At 41.4% G+C, this 16,012-nt stretch carries 12 protein-coding genes and 1 pseudogene; 6 read left to right on the top strand and 7 right to left on the bottom strand.

Annotation, left to right across the window (positions count from 1 at the left end; translation table 11 throughout):
- Window positions 1-326 (bottom strand): annotated as a pseudogene (locus QUB12_RS29865) (hypothetical protein); the annotation flags it as partial.
- Window positions 327-455: 129 nt separating this feature from the next.
- Here QUB12_RS29865 and QUB12_RS29860 point away from each other — a divergent pair.
- A complete protein-coding gene (locus QUB12_RS29860; protein ID WP_333103240.1) occupies window positions 456-605 on the top strand; it encodes a hypothetical protein in 150 nt (49 codons plus the stop codon).
- Window positions 606-805: 200 nt separating this feature from the next.
- Complete coding sequence (locus QUB12_RS29855; protein WP_333206823.1) at window positions 806-997, top strand: acyl-CoA dehydrogenase family protein; 192 nt, start codon at window positions 806-808, stop codon at window positions 995-997.
- A 79-nt stretch (window positions 998-1,076) separates the two neighbouring features.
- Here QUB12_RS29855 and QUB12_RS29850 read toward each other — a convergent pair whose 3' ends face one another.
- The 6 genes from QUB12_RS29850 to QUB12_RS29825 form a co-directional block, all read right to left on the bottom strand.
- Entirely contained in the window at window positions 1,077-5,075 is a 3,999-nt protein-coding gene (locus QUB12_RS29850; RefSeq protein WP_333206822.1) for a tetratricopeptide repeat protein, read from the bottom strand.
- 109 nt (window positions 5,076-5,184) lie between these two features.
- Window positions 5,185-5,658 carry a hypothetical protein gene (locus QUB12_RS29845; RefSeq protein ID WP_333206821.1) on the bottom strand — a complete coding sequence of 158 codons (474 nt, stop codon included), beginning with the start codon at window positions 5,656-5,658 and terminating at the stop codon, window positions 5,185-5,187.
- 79 nt (window positions 5,659-5,737) lie between these two features.
- On the bottom strand, window positions 5,738-6,130 hold the full coding sequence (locus tag QUB12_RS29840; RefSeq protein WP_333206820.1) for a hypothetical protein: 393 nt from the start codon (window positions 6,128-6,130) through the stop codon (window positions 5,738-5,740).
- 53 nt (window positions 6,131-6,183) lie between these two features.
- Window positions 6,184-8,028 (bottom strand): thioesterase domain-containing protein, encoded by a 1,845-nt coding sequence (locus QUB12_RS29835; RefSeq protein ID WP_333206819.1) that lies wholly within the window; start codon window positions 8,026-8,028, stop codon window positions 6,184-6,186.
- Between the two features lie 44 nt (window positions 8,029-8,072).
- Window positions 8,073-9,653, bottom strand: a complete 1,581-nt coding sequence (locus QUB12_RS29830) for an amino acid adenylation domain-containing protein (protein ID WP_333206818.1) — start codon at window positions 9,651-9,653, stop codon at window positions 8,073-8,075.
- A 460-nt stretch (window positions 9,654-10,113) separates the two neighbouring features.
- Window positions 10,114-10,239 carry a hypothetical protein gene (locus QUB12_RS29825; protein WP_333309696.1) on the bottom strand — a complete coding sequence of 42 codons (126 nt, stop codon included), beginning with the start codon at window positions 10,237-10,239 and terminating at the stop codon, window positions 10,114-10,116.
- A 74-nt stretch (window positions 10,240-10,313) separates the two neighbouring features.
- Here QUB12_RS29825 and QUB12_RS29820 point away from each other — a divergent pair, with 74 nt between their 5' ends.
- The 4 genes from QUB12_RS29820 (at window position 10,314) to QUB12_RS29805 (ending at window position 15,860) form a co-directional block, all read left to right on the top strand.
- Window positions 10,314-10,919 carry a Uma2 family endonuclease gene (locus tag QUB12_RS29820; RefSeq protein WP_333206817.1) on the top strand — a complete coding sequence of 202 codons (606 nt, stop codon included), beginning with the start codon at window positions 10,314-10,316 and terminating at the stop codon, window positions 10,917-10,919.
- A 163-nt stretch (window positions 10,920-11,082) separates the two neighbouring features.
- Complete coding sequence (locus tag QUB12_RS29815; RefSeq protein WP_333206816.1) at window positions 11,083-12,927, top strand: phytanoyl-CoA dioxygenase family protein; 1,845 nt, start codon at window positions 11,083-11,085, stop codon at window positions 12,925-12,927.
- A complete protein-coding gene (locus QUB12_RS29810; protein WP_333206815.1) occupies window positions 12,876-13,526 on the top strand; it encodes a Uma2 family endonuclease in 651 nt (216 codons plus the stop codon). The genes QUB12_RS29815 and QUB12_RS29810 overlap by 52 nt, the downstream gene beginning before the upstream one ends.
- A 48-nt stretch (window positions 13,527-13,574) precedes the next feature.
- Entirely contained in the window at window positions 13,575-15,860 is a 2,286-nt protein-coding gene (locus QUB12_RS29805) for a glycosyltransferase family 4 protein (protein WP_333206814.1), read from the top strand.
- Window positions 15,861-16,012: the final 152 nt, after the last annotated feature.

Here is a 16,012-nt window from a genome sequence, read left to right as displayed (position 1 = left end):
TGACGAACTCTACTGATAAACCCAGGGCTTATCCCACTTGCTCTGCATTCAATCCCATTCCCAACAGCCGAGGAATTATCAAAAAGTGCTTGTTGGATTCTAGAGGCTCGTTCTGCACCTGTCAGCAGCAAATTGTCCTCGGTGTCCCACCACCGCAGCCATAGCATTGTCTGGTTTTGATAGCTGCCCTGCCACAGTCCTAACTCTACGCCGATTGGCGCGATCGCATGCAGGGCCGCGCGAGTTCGGAACCCACTGCTGCTAAAACCTATTGTTCCGGTTGTAAACCTCCAGCCTGCCGCTGCCGCTCGCATAGATGCGACCATACCATCTAATGCTACTTTTGACTTAGGCTTCAACCAAGATATCAGGGCGCTCGATGAATGCGCGATCGCACGAGTACCAATACCTGGTTAGTTTATGAGAAGGGCTTAAAATAATTCTTTGTAGTGGTAATGGGACAGCCACCCCCACCGGCTTTAGTTTCTCAGTTTCTTCAGTTGGACACACAAGCGTGCGATCGCTCTCGTCATCCAGTACAAGCAAGCTCTGGTGAAAAAGGAGCTGAAGGAGGCGACGGTCAATCGGAGGCCGGCTGCGATTAAGTCTGAGGCCTCAATATTAATTTATAGGACAGGGGTAAAGACAAGAGCATCGCCTAGGTGTTGCCGACGATCGCTGACCCATCAGAGCGATCGCCCTGGTTGATTTGTCGGTGCGATCGGTCAGACAAAATACGTTAGACTCGATCGGTAAACCTGCTGAATGTGGAACAAACAAGTCATCTAACAGAGGAAGGTAGTCAGTGGATTTTTCATGGGCTCAAGAACAGGTTGAAATTAAGGAAAGCGTAATTCAGTTTGCCAAAAATTTATTGATAGAAAATCTTGTCGAACTAGACCAGCAGGAAGAATTTAACCTAGAGGGCTGGAAAAAATGTGGAGAATGGGGAATTATGGGATTGCCAATCCCCCAGGAATATGGGGAAAAGAATTAGATACCCTCACAACTATTTATGCTTTAGAGTGAGAAATTAATTGCTCTTTTCGGTCTTTCATATTGTAGTTTAGTTAAATTCAGAAAATTCTCGGTTGAAGCTGTAAAGCACGACGGTAAGAGACACTTGCTTCGTTAATTTGACCGCATTCTGCTAAAATATCCCCTAAGTGTTTGTGCGATCGCCCGTCATCTGGATTCAACTCGATCGCACGTCGGTAAGCAGCGATCGCCTGTTCCCATTTCTGCTCTTTTTCTAAAACCTTTCCTAGCTCTAAGTGTATCTCAAAGTTGTTTGGGTGAAATTGGAGCGCGGTTTTGTAAGTAGCGATCGCCTCCGAGAAGCGATTTTGCCTAACTAAGGCATTGCCTAACTGCAAATGAGTTTGAGCGTCATCTGGCTTAACCTCTAATGCCTGATGGTAAAGTTGGATGTCGTCAGGGTTAGAAGCGATGTAAAAGTGATAATAGCTTATTAATCCTTCTACTCCCTGAGTTTGTTGGAGATAAGATTTGAGTTGTGCTAATTCTCTTTGGGATATCTGTAATTCAGACTGGGAGTGTGTCAATTCAGTTTGGGAAGTGTGTAGTTGAGACTGAGATTGTACTAATTCAGTTTGTGTAGCCTTCAGTTGAGACTGGAATTGTGTTAATTCAGTTTGGGAGGTGTGTAGCTGAGACTGGGATTGTGTTAATTCTTGCTTAGTCTGTTGCAGTTGCATCTCTAAATCTGCTCTTAATTGTGCTTGTACTTCTTGTATCTTCACTTCTTCTTGTTGACGATATCCAAAAATATCCTGCAAACGATAACGAACTAACGCTTCTACACAAAAACCTGTAGTTAATGCTGCCGAACCAAAAAAGTGTTTATCAAGCTTACCGCCATACATAGGAAGTCTCTGCCACGAACCATCAAATTGTTGAGTGTCGAGCAGGAACTTGATAGCTTTCTCTAAGCTAGGGACTACATGATTAAAGTTAAGTAGCGTACAGATTGCCAAGGCAGTCAATAGTTCGTCACCAAAGGATCCATCAGTTTGTTGTAAGTTCAAAATTTTGGTGACAATTGGAATTTTGACTACACCTAGCGATGTCACCCCATTGAAGTATGCTCTTGAAAGCATATAATAAAAACTCAGTTTATTACTATAAAATGCACTGCATTCTTCTTCATTCCCTGCCCGAACGACATCGATTAGATATTCGAGTGATTTCTGAGTTTGCGGAGTTTCACCTAAATACAATAAAACATTTGCATTGACAACACAACATATATCATCCTTCTCTGTTAGCTGCCAAAGCTTCTTTGAATGGGATAGAGCCTTACCGAATGTTATGAAATTTAGAGTTATACTTCTGATTGACCGAGGCAAAATCCAAGTATAAAAAATTCCCTCTTTGTTTCTGTTATCGAGAATAATATCTGTGTTGTTAGGCACGGGTATGTTATTTATTTTCAAAATATATGATATACAACAGATATCATCTAAATCTGGAGGAATCATTGTATGTCTGTCGTTTTTTGAAGACCAGTATCTCCACAGTCCTCTCAATTCCATTTCCTGAACTAAGAATTTTACTCCCTTATCTATTATAGTTTTGCCTTTATTTTCATAGTTTTCATGAGCTAAAAAACTTAATGAATATAAAATTAATGACGTAATAAAGGGAGAACTATCAAAATTATATGAGTCTTCATAGGTTGCTAACTCGCCATCTTCTAGTTGATTCTCTTTTAAAAAATCTATAGCTTTTACTATACTAATTTCTAATTCACTAGATGGTAATTCTAGAAATGTTTTTTGTGTATTTTGAGCTTGATTTTTTGGAAATTGATCTGTATTCGTTTCTAAATTTTCTGGGGTAGAAGCATTTAAATTTATAATTTTTTCCAATTTCAAAACTAGCGATCGAGCTAATACAAGTAGTCGTTGTTTAATAGCGGAGTAAAATAAAATTGTGTGTAGGACGAGTATAATCAAAAACACAGGTTGTCGAAAAGATAGTAATGTTAATAAGCCCAGAGGCAACCAAACTTCATAGAAATCGTGGAGTACAACATAGGATTTTTCAGATGGAGAAGGATCGAAGTTGTCATATGCGGTGCTGAAAAATAGTAGCAAAAGATAAACAGTGAAGGGGACAAGAAGCAAAGGCACAGATTGGGAAATCAAGAGAACGAGTCTACCGGAAAGAATAGCTTCGAGTGGAAACACAATGTAATTAATCCAAATTCGGAGTGATGCCACACCAAACTTTGTAGCCAATGTCTTTACACCCGATTTCAAATCATTTTCTCGATCCCAAATTTGATGCAACAGAATACCTCTAACTCCAACCCCAAATGCCCAAGCTGTAGCAATGATTGCTAGAGAATAGTTTCCCGATTGAGGAGTTGCCATTAAACTAGAAAATACTGTAGCGATGAGCAATGTGGGAATTGCGTGTACGGTAGCAGCGTCGGCAACTGCGCCCCAGATATATCGTTCTTTGAGGCGGAGCGGTGGAGCGGGGTAGATTGTTAGCAATGTATAGATAGAAGCAAGCAAAATTGCTGAAGCTGAGTTAAAGCCAATAAACAACCACGGGACTGCACCTGCAATGGCTAAACCGAGACTTAATAAAATACGTTGCCCTCTCGAAAGAGGAGCCATTCTGTTCTGTTTGCCAGCTTTTAAATCTACCTCAATATCAAAGATGTCATTAACCACATGACCGTAAGCTGCAACGAAAAACATTGAAACTAAAAGAGCCATTAGTGTAATGATAGATTGTTGAGGTGGTGCATCTTGGATGAGGATTTCAGCGTAGGCAATGGCGAGTAATGGGGGAATTTTGTAGAACCACCAATCGTTACCCCGAAGTAAGTTGAAAAGTGAGAAAAACTTATCTTTAATTCCAGCTTCTTCATTTTTATTGAGCTTTGGAGCATTCATGAACTCTATAAGTTGTTCTACCGTTAATGAATCAACTTCATAATCAATGATACTTAGACTTTCAACACCTTTTAGTTTTTCGCCTGGAATATAGCTGTCATAAAAGCTATCATCTATTGCAAAAATTTCCATTTTCTTACATTCAGGGGAATCTAAATAGCAGAAATGTATTGGTTTATTTTTAGGAGCCAAAATACAAACGATCGCTACTCTTTCAGCATCCGATAAATTAGGATAAGAACCGTGAAAAAGCCGTCTATCATAAAAAATTAGTGCTTGTCCTGCTCTCATTGGTGCGCTAGTAAGATAACGATGTTTCATGCATGATAATATGTCTTTACTGTAAGGGAAAATATTAAAAGCAAATTGATGTCTTGGCTTTGAAGTCAATACATGGCTTTTATTAATAACTTGAAGACAACCATTGTTTTCATCAACATCAATTAAAGGACACCAGATTTGAAATGATTTTAGATATGTTTCGTCTACTACAGATGGATCTTGGTGTAAAAGCATTTCACTACTTGATGATCCTGGCTTTTTACTTACAAAGAGAGAGGCTATCATTGTGTAGTTAGGAAATAATTTTATTAGCTTTGGTTCAAATATTGTCTTAATTTCTTGAATTAATAATTGACGATGTGACAAGTCTGAACTGGAATTAGTAAATGAATAATACCCTAATGAATCATTTGAAAGAGAATTTATCATGTATAAATCAAAAAGATTTTGTACTTCATCCTCATTAAGAAGATTAATTACTGTATATCCTTTCTCTTCAAGTTCCTGATTCATACTAAGCTTAGAACTAAGCTGCTCTCCATTAATCTCTATTTTCTTCTCTTCACATTCTGCTCGATCTAAACAGGTGCTTAATTTTTCTGCTAAAACATGAACATTAGGCTCTTTAGTCATCGATAAGTGATCTCCCGGAATCTCATAAACTTCAACTCCGTTGATAACCCAACGATTCCAAGCATCAGGTTGCCATAGCTTGGAAATGAAAGAATCTTTACTCTTCTCCTGATCCGCAAAGTAAACAACCTGTCCTGAGTATATCTGTGGCACATGACTGGCTAGAATCTGGAGGTTATACTCAAAAATTGGCGTTGCTGGATTAAGGTATGAAAAATATTTATCCAAAATTTCAGATACTTACAGTAACTACTTTTGACAATCTGCGTACTTGACAATTCATACTGCTAATCAGCAACGCCAAAAAAACTTGATTTGAAAGTCTTGCTCAATATCTTCAAGAAGGTTGTTTGTATACCGAAACGTAACAACCACCAGAACTCATTGTAATATCCATCTGCTCGGCAGCACCGTTTAGCGCAAACAAAACTTTAGTACCATCATCATCCGCAGTCAGATAACAATAAAAGTTATCTTTGCAAGTCCACACTTGCCCGGTTGAATCAGTAAACTGTATCCACCAGTAGTCATAGCCAGTGCCAACGCCTGTGTAATAGATTATATCAAGATCTGTTAAGCTTATTCCTCCAAAGCCGAGAGATGGCCAGGTTCTGCTCTGTTCTTGATTAGGATCATTCCGATACCTATGTCTAAGCGTTACATTTGTGATACCCTCTTTATCCCAGTTGTTGATTACTACCCCATTACAAGTGCGCGTTGTTGCCAGCACACCTTCTTTGGGGTCGGTTGTTGTCGTGTCTGGGCGTAGTAAGGTGTTGAATCCAGACTTGCTGCATTGTTCTTTGCTCATTGTTTTTTCTCCTTTCAAATTAAGTAGTTGAATATCCACGCAGAGGTTATGAGTGAGTGTACTCAGCTAACTCTTAAAATTATATGCGATCGCTTCGAGTCTCGGCAAAACTCGTTTCATCCGTGCTGCTTCCGGTGCAGGTGCGGGAATGGCAACTACTCCAGCATACAGGCAACCAAAAAAAGCTGCGATCGCTTCTAACCCTTGAGGATACACCAGCAAGACTCTTTCCCCAACCGAAAGCTGAGACTGTAAATAAGTGGCGATCGCCCATTATCGATCGTTCTGAACTGCTGCAAAATAGAGAAGCGCTCGCACAAGGCAAGCGTTTAAGAATGATAGGGCGTTCGTCTCTCTTCTGCAATTGCCGGAAGTGCGATCGCTCTCCACCTGTCACGAAATCGCCAACAGCGATCGCGTAACTGCCTGCCGTAGGCGATCGCTTATCTTCGCTCAGGAAGTAGTACACCATCAACTTCCTCTAAACAAGCATTCAATTTCTCTGCTAATACTCGGACGTAGGGTTCAAAGTAGAATAGTAAGGTGAGTGCCTAGAACTTCATGAAGTTCAATTCCACCTGCTACTAAACGAACAGGTAGCTCAAAAGATGCGGCTGCAGCATTACGAATGCTACTGATTACTTCATCTAGCTCTAAGTTGTCGCTGCTATTGGTGTCGCCACTAATTTCCGGCGATCGCCATTGGGTGGCGAGGTGGACGGGAATTTTCTCGGTGGCTGTCCAAGGAATTGTGGCGAGTTGGGGTGTTTTTTGGGCGATTTCTCCCTCTGCCAAGTAGTAGTTGAGTAGGAGTGAAGCCCTGCCGTTGAGTCGGCTGACAAAGCTTCTTGCCTTAAATGTTAAATGGTTGCCGTCACGGATGGCTAGCAAGCTGGCGGTGGTTAAGATTAACGAGGCTCCCGCATCCGATGCGATCGCTTCCAGTCTCGGTAGAGTTCGTTTCATCCGCGAGGCTTCCGGTGCCGGTGCGGGAATAGCAACAACTCCGGCGTAAAGGCAACCGAAAAAGGCGGCGATGGACTCCCACCCTTGGGGATAAACCAGCAAGACTCTTTCCCCTGGAGACAACCGAGACTGCAAATAAGCAGCGATCGCCCTGGCTTTCTCGTCCAACTGGCGATAAGTTAAACTGGCGCTCTCCTTCTCCCCATCTTCTAAGAAGGTGTAAGCTATTTGAGCGGGTTGCCGGGAGGCTCGATTTTGCAAAAGCTCGACAAGGGTTAGCGTCGCTACAGTCCTGCTCTGAGCATTTGAGTATGGATTCTTGGAGGATAATGGGCATTTAGTTGTCTCATCATTTCTTCTATCTAACTCCCGATCTGCTTGGTCTAGGCAAGCACTTAGTTTTTCTGCTAAAACCTGTACGTGAGGTTCAAAATGCATAGTAAGGTGACTGCCTGGAACTTCGTGAAGTTCAATTCCACCTACTACAAAACTATTCCAACCATTGGGTTGCATCGGCTCGAAGCGATGTTTTTCCATAACCTTTTCCATAGCCGCAAAGTAAACGATCCGATCCGCATATACCTGTGGTACGTGGTTGGCGATAACCTGGACATTAGCCTCCCAAACTCTAAAAATACTCTCAAATTGGTTAATATTCAAACCTTTGTTTAATAGCTTTTCTCTCAAATGCGGTTTTGGATACCAGTTTGGTAAATTTGTTTTCTCTTCTACAGTGATGAATGGATTTGGGCTATCTACCATAACCACTAGCAAGACTTGCTGACCACACTTCTTCAATTGTTGAGCCATTTCAAAGGCAATATTGCCACCAGCGCAGACACCTCCTAAAAGATAGGGACCTTCGGGCTGGATGGTCTGGATTTCTTGAATATAGAAAGTCGTTATCTTCTCTAGGCTAGTATGAGGCTCTCTTCCTTCATTTACCCCCATTGCTTGTATTCCATAGAAAGGGCGATTAGGATCGATGTGCTGTGCCAGAGCCAAGTTGACTTCTGGGTTATAACCTGGCATTCCGTGTATGTAAAAGAAAGGTCGCTTATATCCATTGGGTTTAACTGGAACGACTGACAATAACTTTCTTTCTGTACCTTCTTGAATAATCGCTGGTTGAGTTGATGCTTTAATTTTAGAGATAACTAGAGATTTAACAGAATTAACATCTTTAAAATTATCCAAAACTATTTCTTCAGACGCGATAGAAATACCCAACTGCTCTCCAATAAAACTAATTAACGTAATAATTCCTAAAGAGTTGATAATCCCTTCTTCAATCAGCAGCCAGTCATCTTCTAAAACAGCTTTCGCTCCATACATAAACCTCTGGATAATGTAATCTTTGAGTAGCTGTTCTATCTCTGTTTCTGTATAGTTTTTCGCTGACATCCTGTTGCTCCTTACTGAGGATTACTGATTCCCATCACCGCAAGCTATTCTTGACACAGCGCCATCCGATCGACCTTTCCGGTAGAAGTTTTAGGTAGCTGAGAACGAAACTCAATACTTTCAGGAACCATATACTTAGGAATAGTCTGGACGCAAAAAGATTGCAAGACACTCTGCTCTAAACCACTTCCACTCTTTAGTACAGCCAAAGCCTTGAGTCGGTTGCCAATTTCCTCATCAGGAATTGCAATAACAGCTACCTCTTCAATCTCAGGATGCTGTTGAATCGCCTTCTCAATCTCCTCCAGTTCAATCCGATATCCTCGACTTTTAATCAGGCGATCGCGACGACCAATATAGATATAATTGCCCTCAACATCTTGTTTTACCAAATCGCCAGTCCGGAACACCGTTTCCTCGCCAATGTGCGGATACAACGTGTAGGGTACGAGAACCTCCTTAGTTTTCTCGATCGTTCCCCAATATCCCTTCATCAGCGAGGAACCTCGTGCGTAAAGTTCTCCAACTTCCCCTGGTTCAGCAATTTGATGCTCATCATTCACGACAAATAGTTCAGTATTAGCACAAGCTTGACCAATTGGAATTGAATCTAACTCAGGAGGAATGGTTTTGAATTGATAGTACGTGCGGGCACCTGTTTCCGCAGAACCATAAATGTTGCAATATTCAACATGAGGCAGCATTTGGATAAGTTGACGCAGGTACTGAACGGGGAATACTTCACCTGCAAACAAAATCTTTCTCAAATGCTGAAAGCGATGCTGCTGCAAATTCCCCCGCAGAATCAGTTGGATTAGCAGAGAAGGAACTGAAAACCAGATATTAATTTGCTGTGGTTCAATAAAATTGGCTAGTTCAACAGGAAAAACCGAGAGTTCTGGAGGCACAACAACAATCGTTGCTCCAGCTTGAATAGAAGTGAAGATATCGACAACTGAAGCAGCAAAATAAATCGGCAGTTGATGAGAAATGCGGTCGCCGGGTTGCACTTCAAGACAGTTGTAGAAACAACTCGCAAAATTAAGAATAGAACGATGAGTAACCATGACACCTTTAGGGTTACCCGTCGAACCCGAAGTGTACATAATATGAGCTAAATCGCAATCGATCGAGTGAGTTGATGGCAATGATTTTGTAGGTGATCGCAAAACTTGCTGCCACGTTACTGTTTTCGTTGAGATAAGACCCTTTTCCTCTGGCAAATCTTCATCAACAAGAATCACGCCCTGGAGCGACTCAGAAACTTTATCTGAAAATGGATAGAGTTTTGCAATGATTTTTTTCGTAGTGACTAAAGCCTTAATCCCGCAATCTTCAATAAAAAAGGCTACTCGCTGAGCGGGAGATGATGGATCGATGGGAACATAGACAGCACCAGCTTTAAGAATGCCGTAAATCGCTACGATTTCTTCAATGGATTTGTTGAGGCAAATGCCGACGCGATCGCCTTTCTCAATACCAGCCTCTCTCAGAACCCAAGCTAACTGGTTGGAAACTGCGTCCAGCTCCCGGTACGTCATAGCGTTATCTTTGTAGATGACAGCTTCTTTGTCTGGATATTGCCCCGCGCTGATTTCTAAAAGTTGCTGTAGTAAATATGGCATAGTTTTTTATACAATGTTAAGATTAACAGCTCCGCCAACTTAGCCTCTAACTACACTACCAGTTTTGCACGAGAACGGGTATTTCCGGGATGGGACGGACAAGTTGTGCGATCGGGAGCGTCAGTAAACTCTAACCCTTGGAGATAAACCAGCAAGACTCTTTCCCCTCAAGATAACCGAGATTGCCAATAAGCAGCGAGCGCGTAGCGTCTCGGAACGAGAATCGGCCTAGCTTTTTCGTCCAAGGAGCGATAGGTTAGACTGGTGGTAAGGATTCAGGTCTAAAAACTTGCGGCTCCAACGCTTGTCTGGCAAGGGTTTTAGGGCAAAATAAGGGTTTTTGTCTTTCGTGGTTAATTGTCAATAAACGAGGAGAAGTGACAGTTTTTCGTGGTTTATTGAGAATAGAGATTGATTTAGTATCAAGCTCCATATCTAAAGTCTTTGCCCAGCAAGGAGTTCAGTGACCTGAATCCTTACGACTGGTGCTAGGTTTTTGCCCATCTTCTAGGAAAGTGTAGGCAATGCGATCGGGGTGTTGGGAAGCGAGATTATACAAGAGATTAACGAGAGTGAACAGTGCCATACCTTTGTTTTTTTGCCAGATAGCCGATTTTAACTCAACTTACAATTAAGTTACATCCCGTTAAAACACGACCTATGACCTACACCCCAGCCAAACTACTTAGCTTTGAAGAGTTTATCGCCCAATATGGGGATAATACACGCTATGAACTAATTGACGGAGAACTCAGAGACATGGAACCTACGGGCCCTCACGAAGCGGTTGCTGGGAGTATTGCAGGTAGAATATATGTCGAAATTTTTCAGGATAATTTCAACTGGTTAGTTCCAAAAAATTGTCTGATAAAACCACTATATGCTGAAGCCACAGCGCTGCGTCCTGACGTAGCTGTTTTAGATAAAGCAGAACTAACTCAAGAACCACTTTGGCAAAAAGAACCAGTGATTTGTAACGGTAGTACCATTAAGCTTGTTGCTGAAGTCGTCAGCACCAATTGGCAAGATGATTATGCCAGAAAAGTGGAGGAATACGCTTTTTTGAATATCCCTGAATATTGGATTGTGGACTTTCGGGGTTTGGGTGGTTTCCAATTTATCGGCAATCCCAAGCAACCGACTTTCACAGTCTGCCAGTTAGTTAATGGTGTGTACCAACAGGAACAATATCGTTTGGGAGATACGATTTCTTCTGACCTGTTTCCAAATTTACAACTGATCCTCGACGACATTATGCCGACTTGAAAATCTGGTATCTCTCTTTTGTGATTAGGGCGGTGTTTTCCATCGCTCGCTCAACGGTTTGGGGGTTTGCGGGTCAGGGCGATCGCAGGGGTGGGAAAAACAACAGCAAATCTTTCTAGACAATTATGCTCAAAATAAGTATTTTTGCAAAGGAAATTCTCAAATGAGTTCAGTAGATATAGAAAAACTTTGTTCCGAACACACAAAGTTTCATGTTGAAATTGAAATTCAACCTAATTTTTCAGAAAAACTAAATGTAATGATTGAAATTGCTCAAATGAACCCAAATCAGCGAATCCATCAAGAGCTTGAAGAGAATGGATACATAATAATTAATCTCCTCAATGAAAATGAAGTACAAAGTTTGCTCAATTTTGACAAAAACTCTTCTATTCCTAATGATTTGGCAGATGCCCCTATGTGTTTTAGTATGAAGACATCAGAGGTGTCATACCGCCAGCTAATTAGTGAAGAAATAAAAAGGCTATTTGCTCCAAAATTGGCAATTTTACTTCCAAAACATAGAATAAGTAACTGTAATTTTGCTCGGAAAAAAGCTAACCTATTCTCTAGTATAATGCTTCTCCATCAAGACCCATCTTTAGTAAACGAAAACTATTTAGATTCTTTTGGAGTATGGTGTCCTCTTATTGATGTCAACGAGCAAAACGGCTGTCTTCAAGTCATCAGAAAAAGCCATCAGCTTAACTCAAAACCTAGACCGATTTTTGTCTTTAATGGCTTTCCTTACAGTCAAGATATTCTCTCGCTGATGCAACAGAGGTATCTCACCAGTATTCCCATGAAAGCAGGACAAGCACTGATCTATGACAAACGCCTTTTTCACGGTTCACCACCCAACTTAACAACTGTTGAAAGAGTCGCTGCAATTTGTAGTCTCGTTCCTGAAAAAAAATTGACTCATTTATGTTACAGAGAATCCCCAACCTCTGATAAAATAGAACTCTTTGAAGTAGACGATGAATTCTACGAGCGCTACATCATCGGTCAAAAACCCGAAGGCGTTAAAAGTCTAGGCATCTTTGATTACGAAGTCGAACCCCTCACCCCAGAAAATCTTATGGAAAAACTCGAAGAAAATAGTCAGTTGTCCTCAACAAATAACCAGGTTCTATCTCCCCAATCTCAAGGTTGGATGCTAACCGCACAGCAACTTCAAGACGAACTAACTCAGACTCAAGCTGAGTTGAAAAAGTCTAACGAGCAACTCCACCAAACTCAAGACCAATTAGAGGAACTAAAAATCCAACAATCCCAAACTCAAGACGAATTAGAGGAACTAAAAATCCAACAGTTCCAAACGCAAGCAGAACTCGAACAGTCTCAAACTCAACTGCAAACTCAGTTAACAGAATTTAATGAGCAACTGCACCAAAAGACGAGAGAATTGTCAGCACTAAAAGAAGAACACTCCCAGGCGCGATCGCAACTTGAACGGGAACGGGAACAATTGCAGACCACTCAGACCCAACTCGAACAGTATCGACAACAACTCCAAAAAAATCAAGCTGACTGGGTAGATTCTCACGAAAAATTGCATCAAAAAACGAGAGAATTGGAAGCATTAAAAGAGGAACACTCCCAGGTGCGATCGCAACTTGAACGGGAAGGGGAAAAATTGCAGACAACTGAGGCAGAGTTAGAGGCTTATCGCCAACAACTCAACCAGGCGCGATCGCAAGTAAAGCAACTAGAGTCTCAGCAGCAGCAAGATCGGGCAGAACTAGAGCAGTCTCGACAACAACTACGGCAAACCCAAGCTCAATTACAACAGTCCGATCTGCAACTGCACGCCACTCAGGCAGAGTTAGAACAGTCTCAAGCTCAACTGCATCAAAAAACAGTAGAATTGCAAAAAGTGAAGTCTCAGCAGCACCAAACTCGACTGGCCCAGATAATTCAGGGGCGAATCCCTAACACAAAAGAGAGGAAACTATGCAAGTCCAACTTAAACAAATCATCGTCCCCCCCGGTCAGCAACTCCTGATGACCGATGTCAGTTGGCAAATGTACGAAGAAATGTTAGAGGAGTCTGGTGAAAAACGGGGGTCGCGGATTAATTATAGTCAGGGAGTTTTAGAAATTATGGTGCCATTACCGGAACATGAAGATGATAAAATTATTATTAGCAACTTAGTGGAAATTTTGCTGGAAGAACTAGACGTTGAGTTCAGAAATCTGGCTTCTACTACGTTTAAAAGCGAAACAATGCAACAAGGTTTAGAAGCCGATAGCTGTTTCTATATCGAAAACGAAGCAGCCGTTCGGGGTAAAAAACGCATCGATTTAACTGTAGAACCGCCCCCAGATTTAGCCATTGAGATTGACATTTCCTCCCGCACCCAGTTGAATAATTATGAAGCATTAGGAGTCGGAGAATGGTGGCGGTTTAACGGGACAAAATTAGAAATCAACGTGCTGCAAGCGGGGCGTTACGTGCAGGTTACGGAAAGTCCTCATTTTCCCGGCTTGCCATTGCTTAATGAGGTGATTCCCCAGTATTTAAAACAAAGTAAAATCGAGGGAAGAAATAAAACAATGAAAGCCTTTCGCGCTTGGGTGAAGAAACAGATTGAAGAAAGATAGGAAGATTAGGTGTAGGGGCATTAGTGTCAACTTAAAAAGACTTACGCAATGAATCAATTAACTTTACTAAATGAAATTTCTGCAAATCATTTTGCAGTGCGCTTCCAGCAACCCTTTATTGAAAATTTATTTGCCTCTACAGAACCCGTAGCAATCCTCGTCACTCCTGAATATGAAGGCATTTTCCGAAACGGTGGAATTGGCACTTACTATGCCACATTGAGCCAAAAATTAGCAGCAGAAGGTGCATATATTATTTTAATTATATGTCAAACTCAAAAACAATTTCACGGAGAATCGACAGTCCCCCATATCCGCCATATTTTTTCCGCCTCTGAAGCCGAGCCAATTTTGGAACTACAGCCAGTTCATCTAGCAATTTTATCTCAATTTAAGGAATGGGACTGGGTAGAATCAGAGAGTTATAAAATTCTCTTTTTTATCCAAGCAATCGCCGCGCACTTTAACAAATCTCCAATTTATGTAGAATTTCCAGATTTGTGCGGACTGGGATATCGTACAATTCAAGCAAAACGTTCAGGTTTGTTAGGAAAAAATTGCGTCACAGCCGTAACAATGCACAGCGGCCAAGAGTGGTTAAATGAAGCCCATGAGAAATATATTATAGAGGGCGGAAATTGGTTTAGAAATGTTTATAGTTACGAGCAATATTCTTTTGAGAATGCAGACTTAGCATTTTTCCTGTCTTATTTCATGGAAGCAAAAGTCAAAAGTTATGGCTGGAAAACCTCTCATGCGGTTCATTTGCCCTACTGTTTCCATATTGTCCCACCCCTCGATAAAAATCGACCCATGTTAGCGAAAGTTTCGCTTAACCTCAAACGGGAACAGATACCAATTGTCTTTTTTTGCAGATTAGAAGAAAGAAAAGGGCTCCTGACTTTCATTGATGCCCTTCAGCAATTAGGAAAGAAAATCAGCCAGCAAATTCACCTCATATTTTTAGGTAAAAACGTTCCGCTTCATTCTGTAAAACTTCAGCCCCAGGATAGTCAGCAATACATCCAGCAAGAACTGGGAGGCAAATTTGATTATACCATATTATCGGATTTATTTAGCCAAGAAGCTATTGCCCTAGTCCATGAATTAGCACCGGCCATCGTTTGCCTGACAAGTCCCCAAGAAAACTTTCCCAATAGTTCTTTAGAAATGGGACAGTTACCCGTGAGTTTGGTGGTTTCAGACACGGGGGGATTTCGGGAGACATTAAACATGATTGACCGCTCAAATAGTGTACGATGGTTTGAACCAGGAAACTCCCAGTCTCTCGCGTGCGAAATTGCCAGCGCTATCGCCGCCTATCCTGAAACCGCATCCCTTCCCCAACGGGAATTTTTAGAGCAAGTTAATCAAGGGTTATTCAACCAGCGACTAGATTACATGAAATCGGCATTTTTTCAAACATCTCCCAGTCGCAATCGTTCGTCTAATGAAGATTTATCAACGTCTTTCTTATTAGGGATGACCTCTGTTCAAGAGCAAGTTTTTCTCGAAAATTATGCCCAAAATGAGTATTATGGTAAAGGCGAAATCATCGATTTGGGCTGCTGGCTTGGTTCTGCAACAATTTCTGTAGCCAAGGGATTAGAAAAAAATCTTAAAGTAACTGTCAAAGACAAACGCATTCATGCTTACGATATATTCATTTGGGCACCATCGTATATGGATAGGTGTGTCAAAGGAACTTCCCTAGAAGGCAGATATAAACAGGGAGATAGTTTTCTGGACGAGTTTGTTCGCAGAATTAGTCCCTGGAGTCACTCGATCTCAGTTTACCCAGGAGATGTGGTGAAACTTGGCTGGAACCAACGCCCTATAGAATATTTATTTGTGGATGCCATGAAAAGCTGGGAACTCACGAAAAGCATTTTCCTAAACTTTTACCATCATCTAATCCCCATGACTTCTCTGGTACACTATAATGATTTTGCCCACTTTTACACCGCTTGGATTCATCTATTAATTTACAAACTGAGGCCATACTTCAAACACCATTGTAATCTCTACCAAGCCGCAGTATTTCAATATATTAACCCTCTACCAATTGACACCTTACTACTAAACCAGGATACTCCCTTTAGTATCTTTTCTTACGAAGATATCGAGCGAGCTTTTGAATACTCGATTGAAATTGTCATAGAGGAATTGCGACCAAATATTGCCGCTGCCAAAGTCATGGCTTTTATTCATTGGGGAGATTTAGAACAAGCTAAACGCGAACTCATTCAAGCGAGAGAGAAATTTGGAAATATTCTTGAGATTCCAGAGGTGGCCAAATTATTATCTAGGATGGGGGGAGAAGTGGACAAGTAAAAATCGTGTAGAGTGGGTTAGGCGCGGTGATAAAATTATTATGGCAAACAGATAAATCTTAAACCGCGCCGCAATCCACCATCCCCTAGAGCATAATATAAGTAGGTTGGGTAGGTTAATGTGGGGGGAAAGCGAAACCAGAAAATTGAGAA

It is taken from the genome of Microcoleus sp. B7-D4, from assembly GCF_036705125.1.
Lineage (GTDB): Bacteria > Cyanobacteriota > Cyanobacteriia > Cyanobacteriales > Microcoleaceae > Microcoleus.
The sequence above is the reverse complement of the archived record's forward strand: the minus strand, read 5'-3'. Positions and strand labels throughout refer to the sequence as shown.